The organism is Moellerella wisconsensis (assembly GCF_022592395.1).
GTDB classification, from domain to species: Bacteria; Pseudomonadota; Gammaproteobacteria; order Enterobacterales; family Enterobacteriaceae; genus Moellerella; species Moellerella wisconsensis.
On the sequence record NZ_CP093242.1, the window covers coordinates 3,111,578 to 3,132,338 of the forward strand.

Below are 20,761 nucleotides of genomic sequence, written 5' to 3' on the forward strand. Positions count from 1 at the left end.
CTTAAAATTTAAATCCTTTGTGTAAAGCAACAATACCGCCAGTCATATTGTCATAAGAGACTTGATCAAAACCGGCGTCTTCCATCATCGACTTCAAGGTTTCTTGGTCTGGATGCATACGGATAGACTCCGTTAAATAGCGATAACTATCTGCATCGTTAACAATCACTTGACCAATACGCGGGAGGATATGGAAAGAATAAGTATCATAGGCTTTATTTAGCGGCTGGAAGATAGGTTTAGAAAATTCCAAGACTAATAAACGTCCGCCGGGTTTTAGCACACGGAACATAGAGCGTAAGGCTTTATTTTTATCCGTTACATTACGTAAACCAAACGAAATAGTAATACAATCAAAATAATTATCAGGGAACGGTAATTCTTCTGCATTGGCTTGAACATAATTTACGTTGCCAACAATCCCCGAGTCACGCAGTTTTTCGCGTCCCATTTTAAGCATCGAGTCGTTGATATCGGCAAGAACAACTTCACCTTTTTCACCAACCAATCGAGAAAATTTAGCGGTTAAATCACCAGTTCCACCCGCCAGATCAAGCACACGCTGTCCACGTCGGACACCACTGGCTTCAATAGTAAAACGCTTCCAAATACGGTGAATGCCAAAAGACATAACATCATTCATTAAGTCATATTTTGAAGCTACAGAGTGAAAAACATTCGCAACTAGGCCTTCTTTTTCATTTTTGCCTACTTTGCGGAAACCAAAATCAGTGGTTTCTTTAGATTGATCTGCCATTTATGTATGCCTGCTTATATTTCAAACTTTGGTGAGAATTGTAACAGTCTTTGCGCTAAAACCCTATTAGGAACTCGATGATCCCGCACAATATGACCCGGTCGCTTTATCTGCCAGCAGAGGATCTATAGGCTGCTTTATTTCGACGCCTAATTCACGAAATCCTTCAGCTTGACTGATCAAATTCCCTCGTCCTTCAGCTAAACGTTTCATTGCTGATTGATAAGTCGCCTGTGCTTTGGTCAAGCTAGTTCCTAAGAGCTGCATATCATCAACAAATAAACGCATTTTGTCATACATTTTAGCAGCTCTTGTCGCAATTTCTTGTGCATTTTGACTTTGACGTTCATAACGCCATAAGTTATTAATCGTACGGACAGCAACTAACAATGTTGATGGGCAGACAAGCATAATATTATGTTTCAGCCCTTCATCAAGTAATTCAGGCGCTTCTCGCAGTGCCACCAAATACGCGGGTTCGACAGGAATAAACATCAATACATAGTCTAATGATCGAAGCCCCGGCAATTGATGATAATCTTTATTACTCAATAGCTTAATATGATTTCTAATTGATGCTATGTGGTTGCGTAGTGCTTGCGCTTGGATTTCACTATCGTCACTATTAAAATACTGCTCATAAGCAGTTAGCGACATTTTAGCATCAACAACAATATCTTTGCCTTCGGGTAAACGAATAATAACATCAGGCTGATAACGGCTATTATGCCCAGTATTAATACTGACCTGGGTTTCAAATTCATAGCCTTTGCGCAAACCAGAAGCTTCTAAAATCCGCGCTAAAATAGTCTCGCCCCAATTACCTTGGATTTTATTGTCGCCTTTTAATGCGCGGGTGAGATTAACCGCTTCTTTTGCCATCAGGCTATTTAATTGTTGTAACTGACGAATTTCGTGAGCCAACGTGTGTCGTTCGCGAGCTTCTTGCCCAAAACTATCTTGTACTTGCCGGCGAAAACCGTCCAACTGTTCACGAAATGGCGTTAATAAAGAGATCAAACTTTGACGATTATGTTCTGTTGCACGCCGCTCATTCTGTTCAAAAATGCGATTAGCTAAGTTTTCAAACTGAGTATTTAATCGCTGTTCACTATTGATTAGTATCCGTTGTTTTTCTTCATATGCTAATTGAGTTTGCTCTAATCGCGTGGCTATTTCGCGTAATTCAACTTCTTGCTCACGATTGATATCTCGCTGAGTTCGCAACTCTTGATCTAAACGAATGGATTCATCTTTCCAATGCGTAAGGTGGATGTTTTTCTCCTCACTCATGGCCAATAAACGACTCACCTCGCGTAATTCATTATCCTTATCATTTATTTTTTGCGAGATAGACCACCATACAGCTATTGCACCGAGCAAAATACCGCATAACGTGCCTATAACTGCATACAATAAAGAGGTATCCACCATGATTTCCTTAGATTTAAAACTATTTTCAATGACATAAATATGCCATTAAGCTATCCGTGGCCTAATACTATCCACAACGCCAATTTACTCTAAATCGCTATTCAACTAAGCTGATAGTATCTTCTCAACTTGGGCATTTTATTTCATCGTTTAAGTTATAAATAATATAGCTTGATGGCTTAATAAATAGCTTAGGGTATATCTTATTAGCAGCTATGCAATAAAGTAAAAGGATACGAGATAAGTGTCCAGTGGTGAATTCCCTATCGTCCAATATTTGCCAACCAGCTCGCTATTTTTACATCCAACCTGCAATCCAGCGTAATCCAAATGCCCCTGGAGCTAAAATACCAAACGCCCAAATCATAGCTGACAATAAATTAGCCGTTTGAAAATATCGCTGTGGCATACTGCAAATACCAGCAATCAATGGGATCACCGCTCTAAACGGACCAAAGAAACGGCCAACAAAGACTCCCCAAACGCCCCATTTATCGAAAAAACGGTGTCCTCGATCAATCATTTGCGGCTTACGAGAAATCGGCCACATCCCCCGAACATTATCTTTATAGTGAAATCCAAACCAATAAGACAGCCAATCACCAAAGAAAGCACCAAGCGCAGCCACCAGCCAAATAGGCCAAAACGCTAGGCCACTTTCACCAATCAGCGCCCCCATGCCCAACAAAATGACCGTTGCAGGTAATAATAGTGAGATAAAAGCTAATGATTCACCGAAAGCGAGTAGAAATACAATCGGTAACGCCCATATTTCATGTTGCCGAGTAAAATCAGTGATTAGGGTAACTATATCGTGTAGCGTCAACGGATCTCTCCCAATGATAGGTAAATCATTCATTTGAATCAGCATAATTACTGGAAGTTAAATACGAGGAATAATTTATATTATTGATTAATAATTGGTTTATTCTAATTAATAGATTAATTAAACCTAATAGGCTACGCCAGCAATTTATATTGCATGGCGATAATCCTAACTTAACCTCAATGAACTAAGAATAAACAATCACATAATCCAAGAAAATATTATTCAAGAAAATATTATTCAAGAAAATAATCTTGCAGTGACTGTCTGGCAGCGGTATCGAGGGCAAAATCTGTCGCTAACCAAGTATCAATACTGCCGTAATGCCGATTAATGCTTTCTAGTGCGGTTAGCAAAAAATCTTCACGAACTGAATAAACATATTCGAATTTTTTTACGATACTTGCGCTCATCGTTTCGGCATGCTGTTCAAGTAAATGTTGACGATAAGATGCTAGGGTTTGATGAGTTAGCAAATAATCTTCCATCACTGTATCCAAATCCGCCCCTAGCGCCAATAAAACCAACGCTGAACCCACGCCTGTTCGGTCTTTACCCACCGCGCAATGTTGAACAATTCCCCCTTTTTCCGGCTGTTTAAGCAAGCTCACCAATTGATGATAGGCCGGGTTATTTAAAGGCAGTAATTCATATAATTTAAACATAAAAGCTTGGGGATCAAATTGTTCTAAAATATCCGGCGTGAGTTTTTCTAAGTTAGCACTCACTTTTTTAGCTAAAGGATTGGCCGGCGCATGAAAATAAGCCGCGCCGTCCCAAATCTTATCGGGTTTATCTTTGGTCTCTACCGCATCACGATAATCTAGAATTTGGTACAAATTTTGTGCCTGTAAGAAAACTAAATCATCGGAGGTCAATTGGTCTAAAGCTCCCGCGCGAAATAGTAAACCCGGCTTAATCTTCGTCCCATTGGCCAGAGTTTTGCCGCCTAAGTCACGAAAGTTAATTCCGCCTTGCAGAGGTAAGACCGATGAATGTAGCTCAGTTAATGTAGACATAATTCCTCTTATAAGATTTTATCAGAAATAATGACATTAACAGATTTTCTGCAGAAAAAAACGAGTGAGCGAGAGATAGAAAACAACAGATAGACAATAAATATTGAGGAGGATAGTTTCTTTTAATCAGGAATGTTACTGGCGACAAACTGAGCACAGTTAACCACCAGTAACCTAACCCGCTAAAAATTATTTATTTCAATAAACGACGAGCGGCGTCAACCACAATGCCTAACACATTGCTTTCGGTTTTTTTCAATAATTCTTCGTTGGGTATTTCTTGTTGTGTACGATTAACAATAACACCCGCAACCATACCTGAGCGTAAGCCTTGGCTCGAGCACATAGTTAATAATGTGGCTGATTCCATTTCGTAGTTCATAACACCCATTTGTTGCCATTCTTTCATTGAACCTTTGAAACGGCTAACAACACGACCAGTATAAGTGTCGTAACGTTCTTGTCCTGGATAGAAGGTATCTGAAGATGCAGTTACACCGACATGAACCACGGCACCGGCATCTTTTGCGGCAGCATACAACGCGTTAGTACATTCAAAATCAGCAACCGCCGGATATTCTAATGGAGCAAAATGTTGGCTAGCACCGTCTAAACGGACTGATGCGGTCGTAACTAACACATCACCAACATTGATATTTTCTTGAATTGCACCGGTAGTACCAATACGCAGGAAGGTATTAATCCCCAATTGTGCTAACTCTTCAACAGCGATAGAGGTTGATGGACCTCCGATACCGGTTGAGCAAACAATGACCGCTTTACCGTCAACTTCGCCACGCCATGAAGTAAATTCACGTAATGAAGCCAGATGAACAGGGTTATCCATCAAACGAGCAATTTTCTCAACACGTTTTGGATCTCCCGGAACTATCGCCAGTGTTGCACCTTGTAAGTCGCTTTTTTTCAAACCCAAGTGGAAAACATCAGACATTTCAGACTCCTTAACGCAGTAAATTCATAAAATTACATCTCATGTGGATAATATAACGTCACTCAGCCATAAAGTTAGTGACGCCCGTCACTAATTATAAAAAGTAATAAGTAACATTTTCATAAATATGAGATCTAAATCACCATAGTTCAGCTATCGTTCAGATTTAATTCAACTTTAGCTACAGAGAGTATAACCAGTTAAATCTCAAAATAAGTGTATATAAGTAAAAACAGTAAAAATTCAGTTTTCTGATTGACGCCAGCCAGAAATTGCTGAAAATAGCCCACTCTTTGACTCATTATTTAACATTTGAGTCACTCATTGCTTTAATAAGGAGTCAACATGGGCTTATTTGATCAGCTAGTCACCATGGTTGCTGGCGATAAAATGAACCAATTTCAATCAGTAATTAGTTGGATTGAAAAACAAGGTGGGATCCAAGGTCTGATTGAGAAATTTAATCAACAAGGATTGGGAGAATTAATTCAGTCATGGATTGGTAATTCAGAAAACTTACCTGTCAGTGTCAGCCAGCTAACACAAATCTTTGGGAATGTTGATATTCAGCAACTGGCGGATAAAGTCGGTATCGACACTACCGAAGCGACATCTTTAGTTGCAAAATATTTACCCCGCTTGATTGATAACGCCACCCCTAATGGTGAAGTTCCCGCTGATCTCGATTTATCCACAATTGGCATGAATATGCTGAAAGAAAAACTGTTCGGTTAACCTTGTGGCCTAAGTATTTTTGGGCTTAATAATATACTGATAGGGTAAATCGATAAAAAACAGAAACAGAATAGAGCTGAAAATCAATCCCATCGATTGAATAGCAATTACGTTAATGGTCGGTAATCTTCAGCCTATTCTGCACCACCGCTTGATTCTTGCTGGCCTGCCATCAGGCTCAGCGCAAAATAAAAAATCCGCCATAACCTTACTCGATAGAGCGTGAACAGCGGATCAATTATTAGCGGTTTAAAACATTCGATCTATTCTGCTTTTTCCTGCTGAGCTTCTTTAGCTTCGGCTTCGTTAGCTTCGACTTCTTTATACCAGCGCGGATGATGTTTTTTCGCCCATCGACGGCTCACTTTTCCTTCTACCATGCCTTTTATCGATCCCTTGACCCAGAAAGCCATATACATATGGATTAATATGGCGTGGATCAAAATGATCGCGGCGGCCGCGTGGATAAACAGGCTCCAGCGAACTGTCCACATAGGGAAGAAATCAGCAAAATATGGACGCCAGATAATCACACCGGTGATCAGCAAGACAAAAATCATGCTCATGATGCTCCAGAACATCATTTTTTGCCCGGCATTGTATTTCCCGACATAGGCAACGTGATGCTCATTGCCTTTAAGGACTTCCACAATATTTTTTATCCACGGTACATCTTGTTTATCGGGAATATTGTGTTTCACAAAGCGTGCAAACATGAACATCAGTACAATAAAAATCAATACACCAAAGAAAGGATGCAGGATCCTCCCCATTTGTGGCGTACCAAAAGTTTCAGTTAGCCATTGTAATGTCGGAAAAAACAGCGCCAATCCCGATAAGGCAACCAAGAAAAAGCAGATCACCACCAGCCAGTGACAGGCTCGGTCGATAAACTTCGTCCGAACAATCATTTTGCTCTGTTTAGTCATGATTATCGTCCTCCTCGTCTTCATCGCTGACTTCTTTATTCGGGCCAATGCCTACATAGTGGAAAATCAGCCCGGCAAAAGTCGCAATAAACCCGACGACTGAGAGTGGCTTCAAGATGCCTTTCCATAAATCAATCGGAGTATCAATGTGTGGATCTTTAGGTAACCCGTGATAAAGCTGAGGCTTATCGGCATGTTGTAGCACATACATAACATGCGTACCCCCGACACTGGAGGGATTATAAACACCTGCTTGCGCAAAACCGCGTTTTTTCAGCTTATCGACTCGTTCCTCTGCGATATCAAGCATATCCCGTTTAGTTCCGAAATGAATTGCACCGGTCGGGCAGGTTTTAACACACGCAGGCTCTTGCCCTACGCTCACCCTGTCGACACATAAGGTGCATTTATATACGCGATTATCTTTGGGATTAAGGCGTGGAATATTGAAAGGACAACCAGCAATACAATAACCGCAGCCAATACAATGCGCTGATTGGAAATCAACTATCCCGTTGGCATATTGGATTATCGCTCCCGCCGATGGGCATGCTTTTAAACAACCCGGTTCTGCACAGTGCATACAGCCATCTTTGCGGATCAGCCACTCTAATTTACCGTTTTCTTTGGTTTCACTAAAACGCATTACCGTCCATGATTTCGCACTTAGATCCGTCGGATTATCATAAACCCCGGTACAATGACCGACGTCGTCACGGATATCATTCCATTCAGAGCAAGCTACCTGGCACGCTTTGCAGCCAATACAGGTAGATACGTCGATCAGCTTAGCGACTTCAAATTTATCGTCTCGCACCTGAGGAGGAGGCGTAATGCTATTGGTCGCAGAACGTTTAATAATGTCTTGAGATTGCATGGACATAATTTCCTCCTCTACGCCTTCTCAATGTTAACTAAAAACGCTTTATACTCAGGTGTCTGAGAATTTGCGTCACCCACTGATGGCGTTAATGTGTTAGCAATAAATCCTTTTTGCGCCTGACCTTCAAAGCCCCAGTGAATAGGAATACCGATAGTTTCAATCGATTTTCCATCCACGTGCAAAGCTTGCAAGCGCGCGGTAACAACGGCAATAGCACGAATAAAGCCGCGTTTACTGCTAACCGTGACTTTATCGCCGTTATTGATACCTTTTTGTTGTGCTAACGTTTGGCTAATTTCAACAAATTGTTCTGGCTGAGCAATCGCGTTTAAGCGCGCATGCTTGGTCCAAGTATGGAAATGTTCAGTTAATCGATAAGTGGTTCCCACATAAGGATAATCTTGGTGGTTCCCCAAGCGTTGTTGATCTTCTAAGAAAATACGCGCGGCCGGGTTAGAGACTACATTAGGATGCAGTGGATTAGTCCCTAAAGGCGTTTCAACCGGTTCATAATGTTCAGGGAACGGCCCTTCAGCCATTTTATCAATGGCAAATAATCGTCCCAACCCTTCAGGTTGCATAATAAAAGGTGAAGTTCCTACATCTGGTGCAGAGGTATTAAAATCAGGAACGTCATTGCCGACCCATTTGTTACCCTTCCACTCGATAACAACCCGATTTTTATCCCAGGGTTTTCCTTGAGGATCCGCAGAGGCACGGTTATAAATAATTCGGCGATTCAATGGCCATGCCCAAGCCCAACCGAGAGTATTCCCCAGCCCCGATGGATCACTATTATCGCGTTTGGCCATTTGATTGCCCTGCTCGGTCCAGCAACCGCTATAAATCCAGCACGAAGAAGCGGTAGAACCGTCATCCCGTAATAAAGCAAAAGAATTCAATAACTGGCCTTTTTTAGCTTGTAAATTGCCATCGGCATCATACAAATCAACTAACGCTATTCCATTATTTTCTTTAGCCATTTCTTCTGATTCTGGATGAAATGGCTGTTTATAATCCCAACGCATACGCATTAACGGCTCAGTCCCTTTACCGCCTTCTGAAGCATACAATTGACGAATTTTGTCCAGTAATCCCGCTAATATTTGTCCGTCGTTACGCGCTTCGCCCGGGGCATCCGCAGCTTTCCAATGCCATTGCAACCAACGTCCAGAGTTAGCGATAGAGCCGTCTTCTTCAGCAAAGCAAGTCGATGGAAGACGGAAAACTTCAGTCTGAATGGTAGCAGGATCGACGTCGTTCATTTCGCCGTGATGCTGCCAAAAAGTCGAGGTTTCAGTGACTAAAGGATCAATAATGACCAAATATTTTAACTTACTGAGGCAACTAACCACCTTATTTTTATCCGGGAACGATGCGACGGGATTAAAGCCCTGACAAATATAACCGGTTACTTGGCCTTTACTCATCATGTCAAAATATTTAATCACATCGTAAGATTGATCCCATTTTGGCAACCAATCAAAACCCCATTGATTGTCTTTTTGCGCCGCATCCCCATAAAATGACTTCATTAAACTGACGAAAAATTTGGGGTAATTACTCCAGTAGTTAACCTGATTCGGTAAAGTAGCTACAGGGGTATTGGCCTGCAAATAGCTTTCAATGTTAGTTTGTTTTTCAGAAGGCAGGCTTAAATAGCCCGGTAGACTCGTGGAAAGTAATCCTAAATCGGTTAATCCCTGAATATTTGAGTGACCGCGCAAAGCATTAATACCGCCTCCCGCCATACCCATATTGCCAAGCAATAATTGGATCATTGCCATAGTACGGATATTTTGCGAGCCGACGGTATGTTGCGTCCAACCCAGTGCATATAAAAAGGTTGTTGTGCGATCAGCACTTGACGTTGTCGCAAGGATTTCACAGACTTTCAGAAAATCAGCTTGTGATGTTCCACAAATATTTTCAACAATTTCAGGAGTATAACGAGAGATATGCTGCTTTAATAAATTCCATACACAGCGAGGATGCTGCCAACTGTCATCGCGTTTGGCAAAACCGTTCTCGTCAAATTGATAATTCCAACTGGTTTTATCATACTGGCGTTTTTCTGCATCATAGCCGCTAAATAGCCCGTCATCGAAACTGAAATCGTCTCGAACCAACAAAGAGGCGTTGGTATAGTGCTTGACATACTCTACATTTATTTTGTTATTTTCAATGAGATAACGCAAAACGCCAGATAAAAAGGTAATATCTGTTCCGGAGCGAATAGGCACGTAATGATCGGCGACTGATGCCGTACGCGTAAAACGCGGATCGACGACAATTAATGTTGCATCATTGTTATTTTTCGCTTCCATGGCCCAGCGGAATCCGACAGGATGTGCCTCTGCGGCATTCCCACCCATCACCATGATAACGTTGGCATTTTTAATATCAACCCAGTGGTTGGTCATCGCACCGCGACCAAATGTTGGAGCAAGACTTGCTACCGTTGGTCCGTGTCAGACACGCGCTTGGTTATCAACCGCTAGCATACCGAGCGAGCGAGTAAATTTTTGAGTTAATATGCCTGTTTCATTACTGGCGGCAGAAGCACACAGCATACCGGTAGATAACCAACGGTTTACCGGGGTTCCTTGGCTATTTTTTTCAATAAAATTAGCATCGCGATCGTCTTTCATTAAACGAGCAATACGGGAAAAGGCATCATCCCAGCTAATACGCTGCCATTTATTAGACCCTGGAGCGCGATATTCAGGATAACGTAAGCGCCCTTCACTATGAATATAATCGATAAGCCCTGCCCCTTTTGGACATAATGCGCCACGGTTAACAGGGTGATCAGCATCACCTTCAATATGAAAAATAGACGATTTTGCATTCATCGCGCCATCGCCCATACTATAAATTAATAATCCACAGCCAACAGAACAATAAGTACAAGTATTGCGGGTTTCTTTCGATCTCAGTAATTTATATTCTCGAACATTGGCCATCGCCAAGCCGGGCATAAAACCTAGAGCTGCAATTGTGGTACTCGCCATTCCGCCGGCACAGATTTTAAAAAACTGTCTGCGGCTGAAATTCATTGCTTCCTCTTTTATTATTTTTGTAAAAATTGACCAGCAGAATATCAGCCTAGATCGCTTATATATTGTTTAAAATCAAAAAAAGTAACATTAGATATTTAATTATTATTAATAAAAATAAAACAGTCATAGGAATAAACTCAACCAATTGAAATAAAAGGGTTTTATAAGGATTAAGAAAAAACCTAAAATTCAAAAAATAAATTAAAAATAATATGAAAAAATAGAATTAATTATAATAAACAGCTCACTTTAATTATTAAACATATTAGAGCAATTAATAATACCACTAAAGTATTACATTAAACTCAACATACACAATATACATTTATATATAAAGTAAATTTTATTATTTAATATATAAAATAATGCCCATCAATAATATTGATGGGCATTGGGATAAACATATTAATTGTTACATGTCTCTATTATTAACCATTAATTCTATATTTAACTTTAATGTAAACTTCAAACTTTAGTTTCACTGCGCAATTGTTTTGCCGCTGCCACCATGTTAGCCAGTGCTTGACGCGTCTCTGTCCAACCACGAGTTTTCAAACCACAATCAGGATTTACCCACAACCGTTCAACCGCAATGCGATCAGAGGCTTTTCTCAATAATGCCACAATCCATTCTACGCTCGGGACATTGGGCGAGTGGATATCATATACGCCGGGGCCAATTTCATTTGGATAATCAAAGTGTTCAAACGATTCCAGTAATTCCATATCTGAACGCGAGGTTTCAATGGTTATCACATCTGCATCCAGCGCGGCAATCGAATCCATGATGTCATTGAACTCGCAATAACACATATGAGTGTGAATTTGAGTATTATCTTCAGCAATAGCGGCACTCAGTTTAAACGCATCAACCGCCCATTTAAGATAATCTTGCCATTCGTCCTGGCGCAGCGGTAACCCTTCGCGTAATGCAGGTTCATCGATTTGAATAATGCCAATGCCCGCTTTTTGTAAATCATCCACTTCATCACGCAGCGCTAAAGCAATTTGTTTAGCAATGGTTTCACGGCTAACGTCTTCACGTGGGAATGACCAACAAAGAATGGTCACCGGGCCGGTAAGCATGCCTTTAACCGGTTTTTCAGTCAGTGATTGAGCATACTTCGCCCATTCAACCGTAATCGCTTCAGGACGACTAATATCCCCGATAATAACTGGCGGCTTAACACAACGCGATCCATAACTTTGAACCCAACCATTTTGAGTAAATACATAGCCATCGAAATGCTCACCAAAATATTCGACCATGTCGTTACGTTCAGCTTCACCATGCACCAAAACATCAATATCCAGCAATTCCTGCTCTCTAATCGCCTGCTTAATATGTTCACTAATGCAGGTACGATAGCTTGGAATATCAACATTACCTTTTTTAAAATCTAAGCGCAGTGTACGAATATCAGTCGTTTGCGGGAATGAGCCAATCGTCGTGGTTGGCCATAATGGGAGATTAAAACGCGCGCGTTGTTGCTTCGCGCGTTCAACGTATGCACTATTACGCTCTACATCACCGACCTTTATCGCCGCTAAACGCGCGGCAACCGCCGCATTATTAACCCGTGTTGAGGTTTTTCTAGCACGAATCGGTGCGCTGTAAGCCTCTAATTTAGCAATATTTTCAGCATTATCATTATTTAATGCGGCCGTCAATAATGCTAATTCCTCACATTTTTGTAATGCGAAAGCAAACCAACTTTTTACTTCTTTATCTAAACTAGTTTCATCATTTAAATCAATCGGGCTGTGCAGTAACGAACATGACGTTCCGATCCAAATTTGACGCTTACCCAGCAATGTTTTAGCTTTTTCTCGTTTTTCGCTTAAATCTGCGCGCCAAACATTACGTCCATTTATCAAACCCAGTGATAGCAGCCATTCTGCGGGTAATGCTTTATTCACCTTCTGCAAGTCATCTTTACCGGCAACTAAATCAATATGTAGCCCTTGAACCGGTAATGATTTAATTAAATCAAGATGATGCCCAATGCTATCAAAATATGTGGTCAGCAATAATTTGGTTTTGCCTTCTAATGCAGCATAAGCCGTTGAATAAGCCGCTTGCCATTCTGGTGGCAAATCTAACACTAATGCCGGCTCATCAATTTGTACCCATTCAATACCTTTGGCGGCCAGTTTTTCCAACACTTGTTGATATACAGGCAGCAGTTTCTCTAACAGACTTAGGCGATCAAAAGCCACGCCTTTTACTTTTCCTAACCATAAATAGGTAACCGGGCCAATTAATACTGGTTTTACTTTATGACCCAACGCTAGAGCTTCATCGACTTCATCAAATAGCTGAGTCCACGACACGCTAAATTCTTGGCCTTGCTGGAATTCTGGCACGATATAATGATAGTTAGTATTAAACCACTTAGTCATTTCAGCCGCTGCTGCTGGCTCGCCTGTCGGCGCACGACCACGAGCAATACGGAACAATGTATCGAGGTCAATACTTCCATCTTGATTTGCATGGCGTGGTGGTACATTGCCGACCAATAAACTGGTGGTTAATACTTGGTCGTACCAAGCGAAATCACCCACCGGAAGTAAATCCACGCCAGCATCGTGCTGTTGTTGCCAGTGACGTGCACGTAATTCACGTCCAGTTTCAATTAATTGTTGTTGATTTATTTTACCGGCCCAATAGCTCTCTTGTGCTTTTTTTAGTTCTCTTTTCAAACCGATACGTGGAAAACCTAGTGTGTGATTAATAACTGACATAGTGACCCCTTAGAATATTTAGCCGTCTAGATGTTTACACATCTATAATCAACAGGTAGTGTATAAAGCTCAAGCGCAAATTATTCATTGTCACCGTGAAGGTTTCTCATGATCGAATTAAAACACTTAAAAACATTGCATGCGCTCAGCCAACACGGCTCATTAGCAGCAACAGCAATCCACCTGCATCAGACGCAGTCGGCTCTATCACATCAATTCAGTGATTTAGAGCATCGTCTCGGATTTAAATTATTTGTACGTAAAAGCCAGCCACTGCGTTTTACGCCACAAGGTGAAGTTTTATTACAGCTCGCACAACAGATTTTACCGCTGGTCAAAGATGCGATGAGAACCTGCAACGAGCCCGGTGTCTCAACACTGCGCATAGCGATTGAATGCCACAGTTGTATTCAATGGTTAACGCCAGCATTAAAACGATTCAGAGAAACATGGCCGCAAGTCTCGGTTGATTTTAAATCTGGCGTGACCTTCGAGCCACAACCCGAATTATTAACGCGAGAATTAGATATTGTCATGACATCCGACATTCTGGATGAACAAGCACTGCATTACACACCGCTGTTTGATTACGAAGTTCGGCTAATTGTATCGAACGACCATCCATTAGCGAATAAATTGCATATTACAGCGCAAGATCTGATTGATGAAACATTGCTTATCTATCCCGTTCAACGCCATCGTTTTGATATCTGGCGGCATTTTTTACAGCCAGCAGGAGTCTCTCCAAGCATAAAAACGGTCGATAATACGTTATTATTAATTCAGATGGTGGCGGCGAAAATGGGGATTGCAGCATTGCCACACTGGGCGGTGGACTCGTTCGAAAGACAAGGATTAATTGTAACCAAAACCTTAGGAGAAGGGCTATGGAGCCGGCTATACGCAGCCTGCCGTGAAGGCGAGCAGCGACAGCCAGCAATAGAGTCATTTACTCGCGCGGCTGGCCAGCACGCTGTTGAACATCTTTCTTATGTGAAACCGGTGAGAGGATCCAGCATCGATGTACCCACAGCGACGCGACAATCAGACTTGCACCCATGCTGAAACTTAACCAATCTGGATGCTGCTGCCAGATAGCAAAGTTAACCAATAATCCTGCCGGTACCATCATGTTATTCATGATAGCTAAGGTACCGGCATCGACTTGTGTGGCACCATAATTCCACATAAAATAACCTATACCCGAGGCACCAATGCCCAACCAGCACAGCACTACCCATTGTGCTGTCGTCGTTGGTAGCAGTGATTTATTACCGAAGAATATCCAACCAAGCAATGCCACCACGGTCGCGCCTAAATAAAACCATGAGAAGGCTTGTCGTTGTGGCATAGGATGAATTTCCATCATACGCTTATAGCCCACTTGACCTATCGCAAATGAAATATTGGCTAGCTGCACAAACATAAGACCGAGCCAGAATGATTCACTCAATTGATCATAACGAATAATCGCCGCACCAATTACCGCTAATGAGGAACTAAACACATAACCCCAACGTAATCGTTGCTTCTCAAGCAGATCATAAATTAAGGTCACATATAACGGTGTTAACACCGTGAAAAGTAGGAATTCTGCTACACTTAGATAGTTATAAGCCTGAAACACGAATAAATACATAATTCCTAATTGGCAAGCGCCTACCAGCATGTACAACGCAATGACTTTAAACGCAATACCTCGCCAACGTAAAAAAGGTAAAAATACCAACGCCGCCAAACCGACCCGCATTAAGACTGAAAACCAACTATCAACTTGACCGGCTAAATACTCGCCAATCAGACTAAAAGACGCTGCCCAAAGCAGCGTCGTGATGACTAATAACCACATTCTATATACAGCTCGTGTTAATGTTCTTTTTCAACTAACAGCGCTTCGAGTAAATCCAAGTCTGTTAACATCATATGTAGAGTTTCATTACTAATTTTTCGCGTTGCGCGTAAATGGTAAAGTTCCCCTCGCTCGGCTCTCAGCGCGGTTAGCCGGAATCTGCGCTCTAAATCTTCAATCAGTAAATTACGTTCCATTTCGTCCTGACCAGCGGTTCGCCGCCGGAGATTCCCTATCACCCGAGAAGCAACTTCACTGATATCTTCTGGATCGAGCTTTTCATCCGCATCCGCCGATAAACGCTCTTCCATTTTATTCATACTGACAATCGCCACTTCGGCCATAGCCGCTTTGGCCATCCGAATTTCATTAATATCGGCTTCTTTATCACCAAATTTGAAATTACGTAACAACAGTGGCAGCGCAATAACCCCGATGAAAATAGAAAATAAAATAACGCCAGCAGCAATAAATATTAACTGATAACGCGCTGGGAACGGCGACCCATCAGGTAAAAATAGCGGTACAGAGAGCGCACCTGCCAAGGTTATCGCCCCGCGTACCCCCGCAACGGAGGAGAGCATTAATTCGCGCGTGGTATAATTAGCAAATTGCAGCGGTTTCTTTTTCAAGAACAATAGGCTGAATTTTTTCATCAACCACAACCAACAGAAACGCAATACTAATAAGGCAAAATAGATAGCGACTACCGCAGTAAACAGCATCCACGTTTCGACACTTGGATCAAGCTCCGCTTGGATAACCGAGGTTTCCCAAATGCCCGGTAATTGCAGCCCCAACATGATGAATACTAAACCGTTAAACACAAATTCCAGCATCGACCATACGCTATCAGCACGTAGACGCATCGCCAAAGGTGCATTGCGAATAACCCCAGATTTAGTAATCGTCATACCCGCAGCCACGGAAGCCAAAATTCCCGACACACCGATATGTTCCGCAATCATATAAGAGGCGAAAGGTAACAGCAGCATGAAAACAATTTGGGTCGCTGGCTCATCCCCACTCCAGCGGCTCATTAAACGCAACGATTTACTGTAAATCCAAGTAACCGCAATACCAGCCAGCAAGCCGCCGACCGCGACTTTAAAGAATTCAATGGTCGCGCCAGTGACCGTAAATACCATGGTTCCCATGGCTATCGCGACGGCAAACTTCAAGGCAACCAAGCCTGAAGCATCATTCATCAATGCTTCGCCTTCTACAATGCTCATCATCCGTTTGGGCATTCGGCCTTTACCGACAATCGAAGACAATGCCACTGCATCAGTAGGAGATAATACGGCAGCCAGTGCAAATGCAGCAATCAGCGGAATACTTGGCATCATCCAATAGATTAAATAGCCAATTCCGACGACCGTTACTAAAACCAGCACTAGCACCAAAATGAATATTTCACGACCATTTTGGAAAAATTCACGGGTCGGAGTTTTCCAGCCATCAACAAATAACAGTGGCGGGATAAGTAATACAAGGAAAAGTTCGGGATCAAAAGTTACATGTAGGCCAAACTGAGGCCAAGCCAATGCAGCACCAATAGCAATCTGTACAATGGGTAACGGTATACGGAAGGGAAGAACCTTAGTTACCACTCCAGAAATAGAGACGGCCAAAATTAAAATAAGAATAGTAAAGAAAATTTCCATGTTGCCCTTACTGATAACGATACAACGACTTAAACCATGAATTGTGACCTGACGATTGCCTCTAAGATAGCAAAATCCAGCCATGAAACTTCAGTAAAGCGAGGAAGGGATGGAAAACGAATTTTCCCACGCTTTTCACTGCTGACTAATATTCTATCCTTAACGACTACTTTGGCGGGGAAATAATTTGAATTTTAAGATTAATCGCGATAATAGATGGGGGGATGCGTTTTTAAATCATCATCCCCCAGATAATATTTATTATATAGCTAGGTTACTAGCATAAAACGCTACTAAAAGCACAGCGATAATCACCGTGCCCAAGTTAAGTTTCTTCCACTCACCGGCACAAACACGCCCAATCACTAAAGCCGCAAATCCTAGCATGATCCCAGTCACAATATTACACGTTAGGACAATAAACACCGCACATAATAAACCGGACATTGAATCAACAAAATCATCAAAATCGAGTTTTGATACATTGCTAAGCATCAATAAGCCAACGTACATCAACGCCGGAGCTGTGGCATAAGCCGGCACCAAATAAGATAACGGAGATAAGAATAAAATCATTAGGAACAAAATGCCGACGACGGTCGCGGTTAATCCCGTTCTGCCTCCGGCGGCAGTACCTGCGGCTGATTCAATATATACCGCGGCAGGTGAAGCGCCAATTGCACCGGCAAAAATACTGCTAACAGAATCGGCGGTCAGTGCTTTGCCACCATCAATAATTTGCCCCTCTTTATCTAATAGATTTGCTTGTCCCGCAACGGCACGGATAGTTCCTGTGGCATCAAATACCGCGGTCATAACTAACGCCAATAAGCTAGGTAAAACAACCGGCTGTAATGCGCCCATAATATCCATGCTGAACAGCAAAGAAAGCCCGTCATCACCCAATGATGGCAGTTTAAAAAATCCTTGATATTTCACGTTGGGATCAAATATTAACCCAAGTATCGAAATAGCGATGATCACCAGCAGCACGCCGCCCGGAACTCGACGCTTTTCTAAACCAAAAATAACCGCCAGACCCGCTAATGACATTAATACCGGGAAAGAGACAAACTCACCTAATGCCACCGGTAAACCAGCTTGTGGATTTTTAACCACTAAGCCAACGCCATTAGCCGCAATTAATAATAAAAACAGCCCGATACCGATTCCAGTACCATGCGCTATCCCCATCGGCATATTGCGTAAAATCCATGAACGTATCCCCGTTACTGAGATCAAGGTAAAAATACACCCCATCAAGAACACGGCCCCCAATGCGACAGGAATACTAACTTGCTGGCCTAACACCAAACTAAAAGCGGTAAAAGCCGTTAATGAAATCGCACAGCCTATTGCCATCGGCAAATTGGCCCACAGCCCCATCAATAAAGAACCAAAGCCTGCCACCAAGCAGGTGGCAATAAATACGGCAGTCGGCGGAAAACCGGCTTGCCCCAACATTCCTGGCACCACAATAACGGAATAGACCATCGCTAGAAATGTTGTGAGTCCAGCAACAATTTCACGGCGTACAGTGGTTCCGCGTTCAGTCAATTTAAAATACTTATCCAGCTTGCAATTTGTTGGAGCCTGATGACCAGACATGGTGTTCCCCTGCTTAAATGTTCAATGTCGAAATAACAACCGTTATATCTACTACGTAATCGATTACGTGGTTAAATATCAAATCAGTGAAACCGAGGTAAATTCAGTTTCACCACTCTACGCAATCGTTTGGCTTTAGCGATAAAATACGGGAATAAATCGTGAGGCGAATAATTATCGGTTGAACCGCCCCCAATGATCAAGTGTTTTAACTCAAAAAGATGCTGTGTAAGTAAAAAAACTGTCAGCCTAGCGCTAAAAAAGCTTATCTCAGTGCTGTCCATTCTAATTATTTAATGTTTGTGGATAATTAATAATATGTTTGATTCTTATTTTGATTGATTTTATATAAAAAATAAGAACGCTAGAGGAGTAAAATAAATTTTTAGCGCCTATATTTAACGCCTCTAAGTATTATTAGAGATAATTAGCTCCATTTAACTAATAACTCACATAAATGAAAAAATAACCTTTAAAATCAATAAGAAAATGTCTTAAAAATAAAAACAAACTGATTTTTTTGATAGAAAATATAAATTCACTCTCTATAATGTGCGCAAAACATACCACCTAATTAACTGACTCAATATCGTTATGCTAGCCAATATAAAGAAATTAACGACTAAAGAAATATTCATTCTGGTTTTATTTTTTATATTTTTAATGATCTATTTACTGCCTGGAATTTATGGTCATACCCCCTGGAAGCAAGATGAGAATTATAGTTTTGGCATTATCCAAACCATGTATGAAACCTCAAATTGGCTAGTACCCACTAATGCTGGCGAGCCATTTATGGAGAAACCGCCGATCTATTATTGGACGGCGACCATCATGCTTCATCTATTGTCAGATATTATGCCAATGCATGATGCCGCACGCACCGCGACTTTATTATTTTCTCTGCTCAATTTTAGCTTCTTTATGCTGCTGGCACGCCGTGTCTTTGATGCCAGCAGCTTTAATGATCCACGGATTTGGCTCGCATTTTCTTTATATGCCTGTGCCCCAGGTTTACTGCGCCATAGCCACGATATGTTTACCGATACTGCGCTTATTGCAGGCGCTACCATGGCACTTTATGGTTTATCTGGGCTAATAAAAAGCCAAAAATTAGGCTATTCCATCCTGTGGCTCAGCTTAGGCCTAACCCTCGCCATGCTGGCAAAAGGAGTCTTTGTTCCCGGTGTTATTGGGTTAACTCTGCTAATTATCCCTATTTTCCAGCCTGATTGTCGTCGCAAGAGCTACTGGTTATCAGCATTAATAGCCGGAATTATCGCCTTAATCTTGATCTTACCTTGGCCTGTCATGTTGTATCTTTCACATCCAGAACAATTTTATGAATGGTTTTGGATCAATAACTTCGGCCGTTTTTTCGGTTTTTCCGTCGATAAACTAGGTGCAAAAGCTAATCTGACCCGTATCCCTGCCGCCGTGTTATTTTTTGCTTTTCCCTCAGGCATCTTAGCCATTTGGGCTTTATTACGTTCACCGCGAAAAATTTTATTAAGCCCATCATTAGCTCTACTGGCTATTTTTGCGGCTTTAGGGGTGATCTTATTGCAAATATCGGCCTCAGGACGCGCACTGTATTTATTACCTTTTATCGCCCCCATGGCAATTTTAGCCGTACTCCCTGTCAGCCAATTACCCATAAAAATATTAACTGCTATAACCCGGTTTAGTACTATTTTCTGGTCTATATTGATCATCTTGGTATGGGTTTTATATTTTTTATCGCTATCAGATTCAACCAAACCATTATTATCAATATTCAAAAAATGGCTACCGATGAGTTATGAAATGCATTTCTCTGTTTTAGCTTGTGGGGGAGCATTATTACTTTCCCTGATTTGGCTATTTCGGCGTTATTTTATTTCAGCCGATCCAGCATTGAAATCAATGCAGCATTGGTTACTGGGAATGACGGTAGTCTGGGGAATTATTTATATTTTGTTGGTTGGTTGGATTGATTATGCCAAAGGCTATAAGCAAGTATTTATCGATATGAAGCAACATATCGCCACGCATTATCAAAATACCGACTGTATGGCTTCATACAATATTGGCGAATCTGAAGCGCCTATGCTCTATTATTTTGCGGGTATTTTACATCATCGACAACCGCAATTTAATCGCCCGCAACACTGCCGCTGGCTAATTACTTTTTCAAAATATATCCAGCCAGCGCCTGAAGGTATGAAATTAATTTGGGCCGGTCATCGACCAGATGAAGAACATAAAAATCTGGTGGTCTATCAAACTATAACGCCATAAAAATATATTAGGCCC

Annotated in this window: 15 protein-coding genes; 3 read left to right on the plus strand and 12 right to left on the minus strand. The window is 41.7% G+C overall.

Annotated elements, in window-relative coordinates; all coding sequences use genetic code 11:
- Position 1 precedes the first annotated feature (1 nt).
- The 5 genes from ubiE to udp all read right to left on the minus strand — a co-directional run bounded on the left by ubiE (position 2) and on the right by udp (position 4,988).
- A complete protein-coding gene (gene ubiE, locus MNY66_RS13630) occupies positions 2-757 on the minus strand; it encodes a bifunctional demethylmenaquinone methyltransferase/2-methoxy-6-polyprenyl-1,4-benzoquinol methylase UbiE (RefSeq protein WP_047254677.1) in 756 nt (251 codons plus the stop codon).
- A 66-nt stretch (positions 758-823) separates the two neighbouring features.
- Positions 824-2,188 carry a DNA recombination protein RmuC gene (rmuC, locus tag MNY66_RS13635; RefSeq protein ID WP_047254694.1) on the minus strand — a complete coding sequence of 455 codons (1,365 nt, stop codon included), beginning with the start codon at positions 2,186-2,188 and terminating at the stop codon, positions 824-826.
- A 301-nt stretch (positions 2,189-2,489) separates the two neighbouring features.
- On the minus strand, positions 2,490-3,050 hold the full coding sequence (locus tag MNY66_RS13640) for a DedA family protein (RefSeq protein WP_414738763.1): 561 nt from the start codon (positions 3,048-3,050) through the stop codon (positions 2,490-2,492).
- Positions 3,051-3,253: 203 nt separating this feature from the next.
- Positions 3,254-4,036: a tyrosine-protein phosphatase gene (locus tag MNY66_RS13645; protein ID WP_241501077.1), complete on the minus strand. Its 783-nt coding sequence runs from the start codon at positions 4,034-4,036 to the stop codon at positions 3,254-3,256.
- 193 nt (positions 4,037-4,229) lie between these two features.
- Entirely contained in the window at positions 4,230-4,988 is a 759-nt protein-coding gene (gene udp, locus MNY66_RS13650) for a uridine phosphorylase (protein WP_047254674.1), read from the minus strand.
- A gap of 345 nt (positions 4,989-5,333) precedes the next feature.
- Here udp and MNY66_RS13655 point away from each other — a divergent pair, with 345 nt between their 5' ends.
- Positions 5,334-5,723, plus strand: a complete 390-nt coding sequence (locus MNY66_RS13655; protein ID WP_053907539.1) for a YidB family protein — start codon at positions 5,334-5,336, stop codon at positions 5,721-5,723.
- 263 nt (positions 5,724-5,986) lie between these two features.
- Here the strand turns inward: MNY66_RS13655 and fdnI are convergent, their stop codons facing one another.
- From fdnI to metE, 4 genes are all read right to left on the minus strand, one after another.
- On the minus strand, positions 5,987-6,652 hold the full coding sequence (gene fdnI / locus MNY66_RS13660; protein WP_047254672.1) for a formate dehydrogenase-N subunit gamma: 666 nt from the start codon (positions 6,650-6,652) through the stop codon (positions 5,987-5,989).
- Entirely contained in the window at positions 6,645-7,535 is an 891-nt protein-coding gene (gene fdxH / locus MNY66_RS13665) for a formate dehydrogenase subunit beta (RefSeq protein WP_167308876.1), read from the minus strand. The genes fdnI and fdxH overlap by 8 nt, the downstream gene beginning before the upstream one ends.
- Positions 7,536-7,546: 11 nt before the next feature.
- Positions 7,547-10,594 (minus strand): formate dehydrogenase-N subunit alpha, encoded by a 3,048-nt coding sequence (fdnG, locus tag MNY66_RS13670; protein WP_241501078.1) that lies wholly within the window; start codon positions 10,592-10,594, stop codon positions 7,547-7,549.
- Positions 10,595-11,062: 468 nt separating this feature from the next.
- Positions 11,063-13,342 carry a 5-methyltetrahydropteroyltriglutamate--homocysteine S-methyltransferase gene (gene metE, locus MNY66_RS13675; protein ID WP_241501079.1) on the minus strand — a complete coding sequence of 760 codons (2,280 nt, stop codon included), beginning with the start codon at positions 13,340-13,342 and terminating at the stop codon, positions 11,063-11,065.
- Between the two features lie 108 nt (positions 13,343-13,450).
- Between metE and metR the strand changes: the two genes are divergently transcribed.
- A complete protein-coding gene (gene metR, locus MNY66_RS13680; RefSeq protein ID WP_241501080.1) occupies positions 13,451-14,407 on the plus strand; it encodes an HTH-type transcriptional regulator MetR in 957 nt (318 codons plus the stop codon).
- Here the strand turns inward: metR and MNY66_RS13685 are convergent.
- From MNY66_RS13685 to MNY66_RS13695, 3 genes are all read right to left on the minus strand, one after another.
- Positions 14,292-15,191, minus strand: a complete 900-nt coding sequence (locus MNY66_RS13685) for a carboxylate/amino acid/amine transporter (RefSeq protein WP_072057317.1) — start codon at positions 15,189-15,191, stop codon at positions 14,292-14,294. The genes metR and MNY66_RS13685 overlap by 116 nt on opposite strands.
- Before the next feature lie 17 nt (positions 15,192-15,208).
- Positions 15,209-16,858 carry a Na+/H+ antiporter gene (locus tag MNY66_RS13690; protein WP_047254998.1) on the minus strand — a complete coding sequence of 550 codons (1,650 nt, stop codon included), beginning with the start codon at positions 16,856-16,858 and terminating at the stop codon, positions 15,209-15,211.
- Between the two features lie 261 nt (positions 16,859-17,119).
- On the minus strand, positions 17,120-18,466 hold the full coding sequence (locus MNY66_RS13695; protein ID WP_047254997.1) for an NCS2 family permease: 1,347 nt from the start codon (positions 18,464-18,466) through the stop codon (positions 17,120-17,122).
- A gap of 594 nt (positions 18,467-19,060) precedes the next feature.
- Between MNY66_RS13695 and MNY66_RS13700 the strand changes: the two genes are divergently transcribed.
- Entirely contained in the window at positions 19,061-20,746 is a 1,686-nt protein-coding gene (locus MNY66_RS13700; protein WP_241501081.1) for an ArnT family glycosyltransferase, read from the plus strand.
- Positions 20,747-20,761: the final 15 nt, after the last annotated feature.

What these genes read in the sequence shown, in the direction of transcription:
- ubiE (WP_047254677.1), bottom strand. Translation starts at nt 757, where the DNA reads ATGGCAGATCAATCTAAAGAAACCACTGATTTTGGTTTCCGCAAAGTA.
- MNY66_RS13640 (WP_414738763.1), bottom strand. Translation starts at nt 3,050, where the DNA reads ATGAATGATTTACCTATCATTGGGAGAGATCCGTTGACGCTACACGAT.
- MNY66_RS13645 (WP_241501077.1), bottom strand. Translation starts at nt 4,036, where the DNA reads ATGTCTACATTAACTGAGCTACATTCATCGGTCTTACCTCTGCAAGGC.
- udp (WP_047254674.1), bottom strand. Translation starts at nt 4,988, where the DNA reads ATGTCTGATGTTTTCCACTTGGGTTTGAAAAAAAGCGACTTACAAGGT.
- MNY66_RS13655 (WP_053907539.1), top strand. Translation starts at nt 5,334, where the DNA reads ATGGGCTTATTTGATCAGCTAGTCACCATGGTTGCTGGCGATAAAATG.
- fdnI (WP_047254672.1), bottom strand. Translation starts at nt 6,652, where the DNA reads ATGACTAAACAGAGCAAAATGATTGTTCGGACGAAGTTTATCGACCGA.
- fdxH (WP_167308876.1), bottom strand. Translation starts at nt 7,535, where the DNA reads ATGTCCATGCAATCTCAAGACATTATTAAACGTTCTGCGACCAATAGC.
- metE (WP_241501079.1), bottom strand. Translation starts at nt 13,342, where the DNA reads ATGTCAGTTATTAATCACACACTAGGTTTTCCACGTATCGGTTTGAAA.
- metR (WP_241501080.1), top strand. Translation starts at nt 13,451, where the DNA reads ATGATCGAATTAAAACACTTAAAAACATTGCATGCGCTCAGCCAACAC.
- MNY66_RS13685 (WP_072057317.1), bottom strand. Translation starts at nt 15,191, where the DNA reads ATGTGGTTATTAGTCATCACGACGCTGCTTTGGGCAGCGTCTTTTAGT.
- MNY66_RS13690 (WP_047254998.1), bottom strand. Translation starts at nt 16,858, where the DNA reads ATGGAAATTTTCTTTACTATTCTTATTTTAATTTTGGCCGTCTCTATT.
- MNY66_RS13695 (WP_047254997.1), bottom strand. Translation starts at nt 18,466, where the DNA reads ATGTCTGGTCATCAGGCTCCAACAAATTGCAAGCTGGATAAGTATTTT.
- MNY66_RS13700 (WP_241501081.1), top strand. Translation starts at nt 19,061, where the DNA reads ATGCTAGCCAATATAAAGAAATTAACGACTAAAGAAATATTCATTCTG.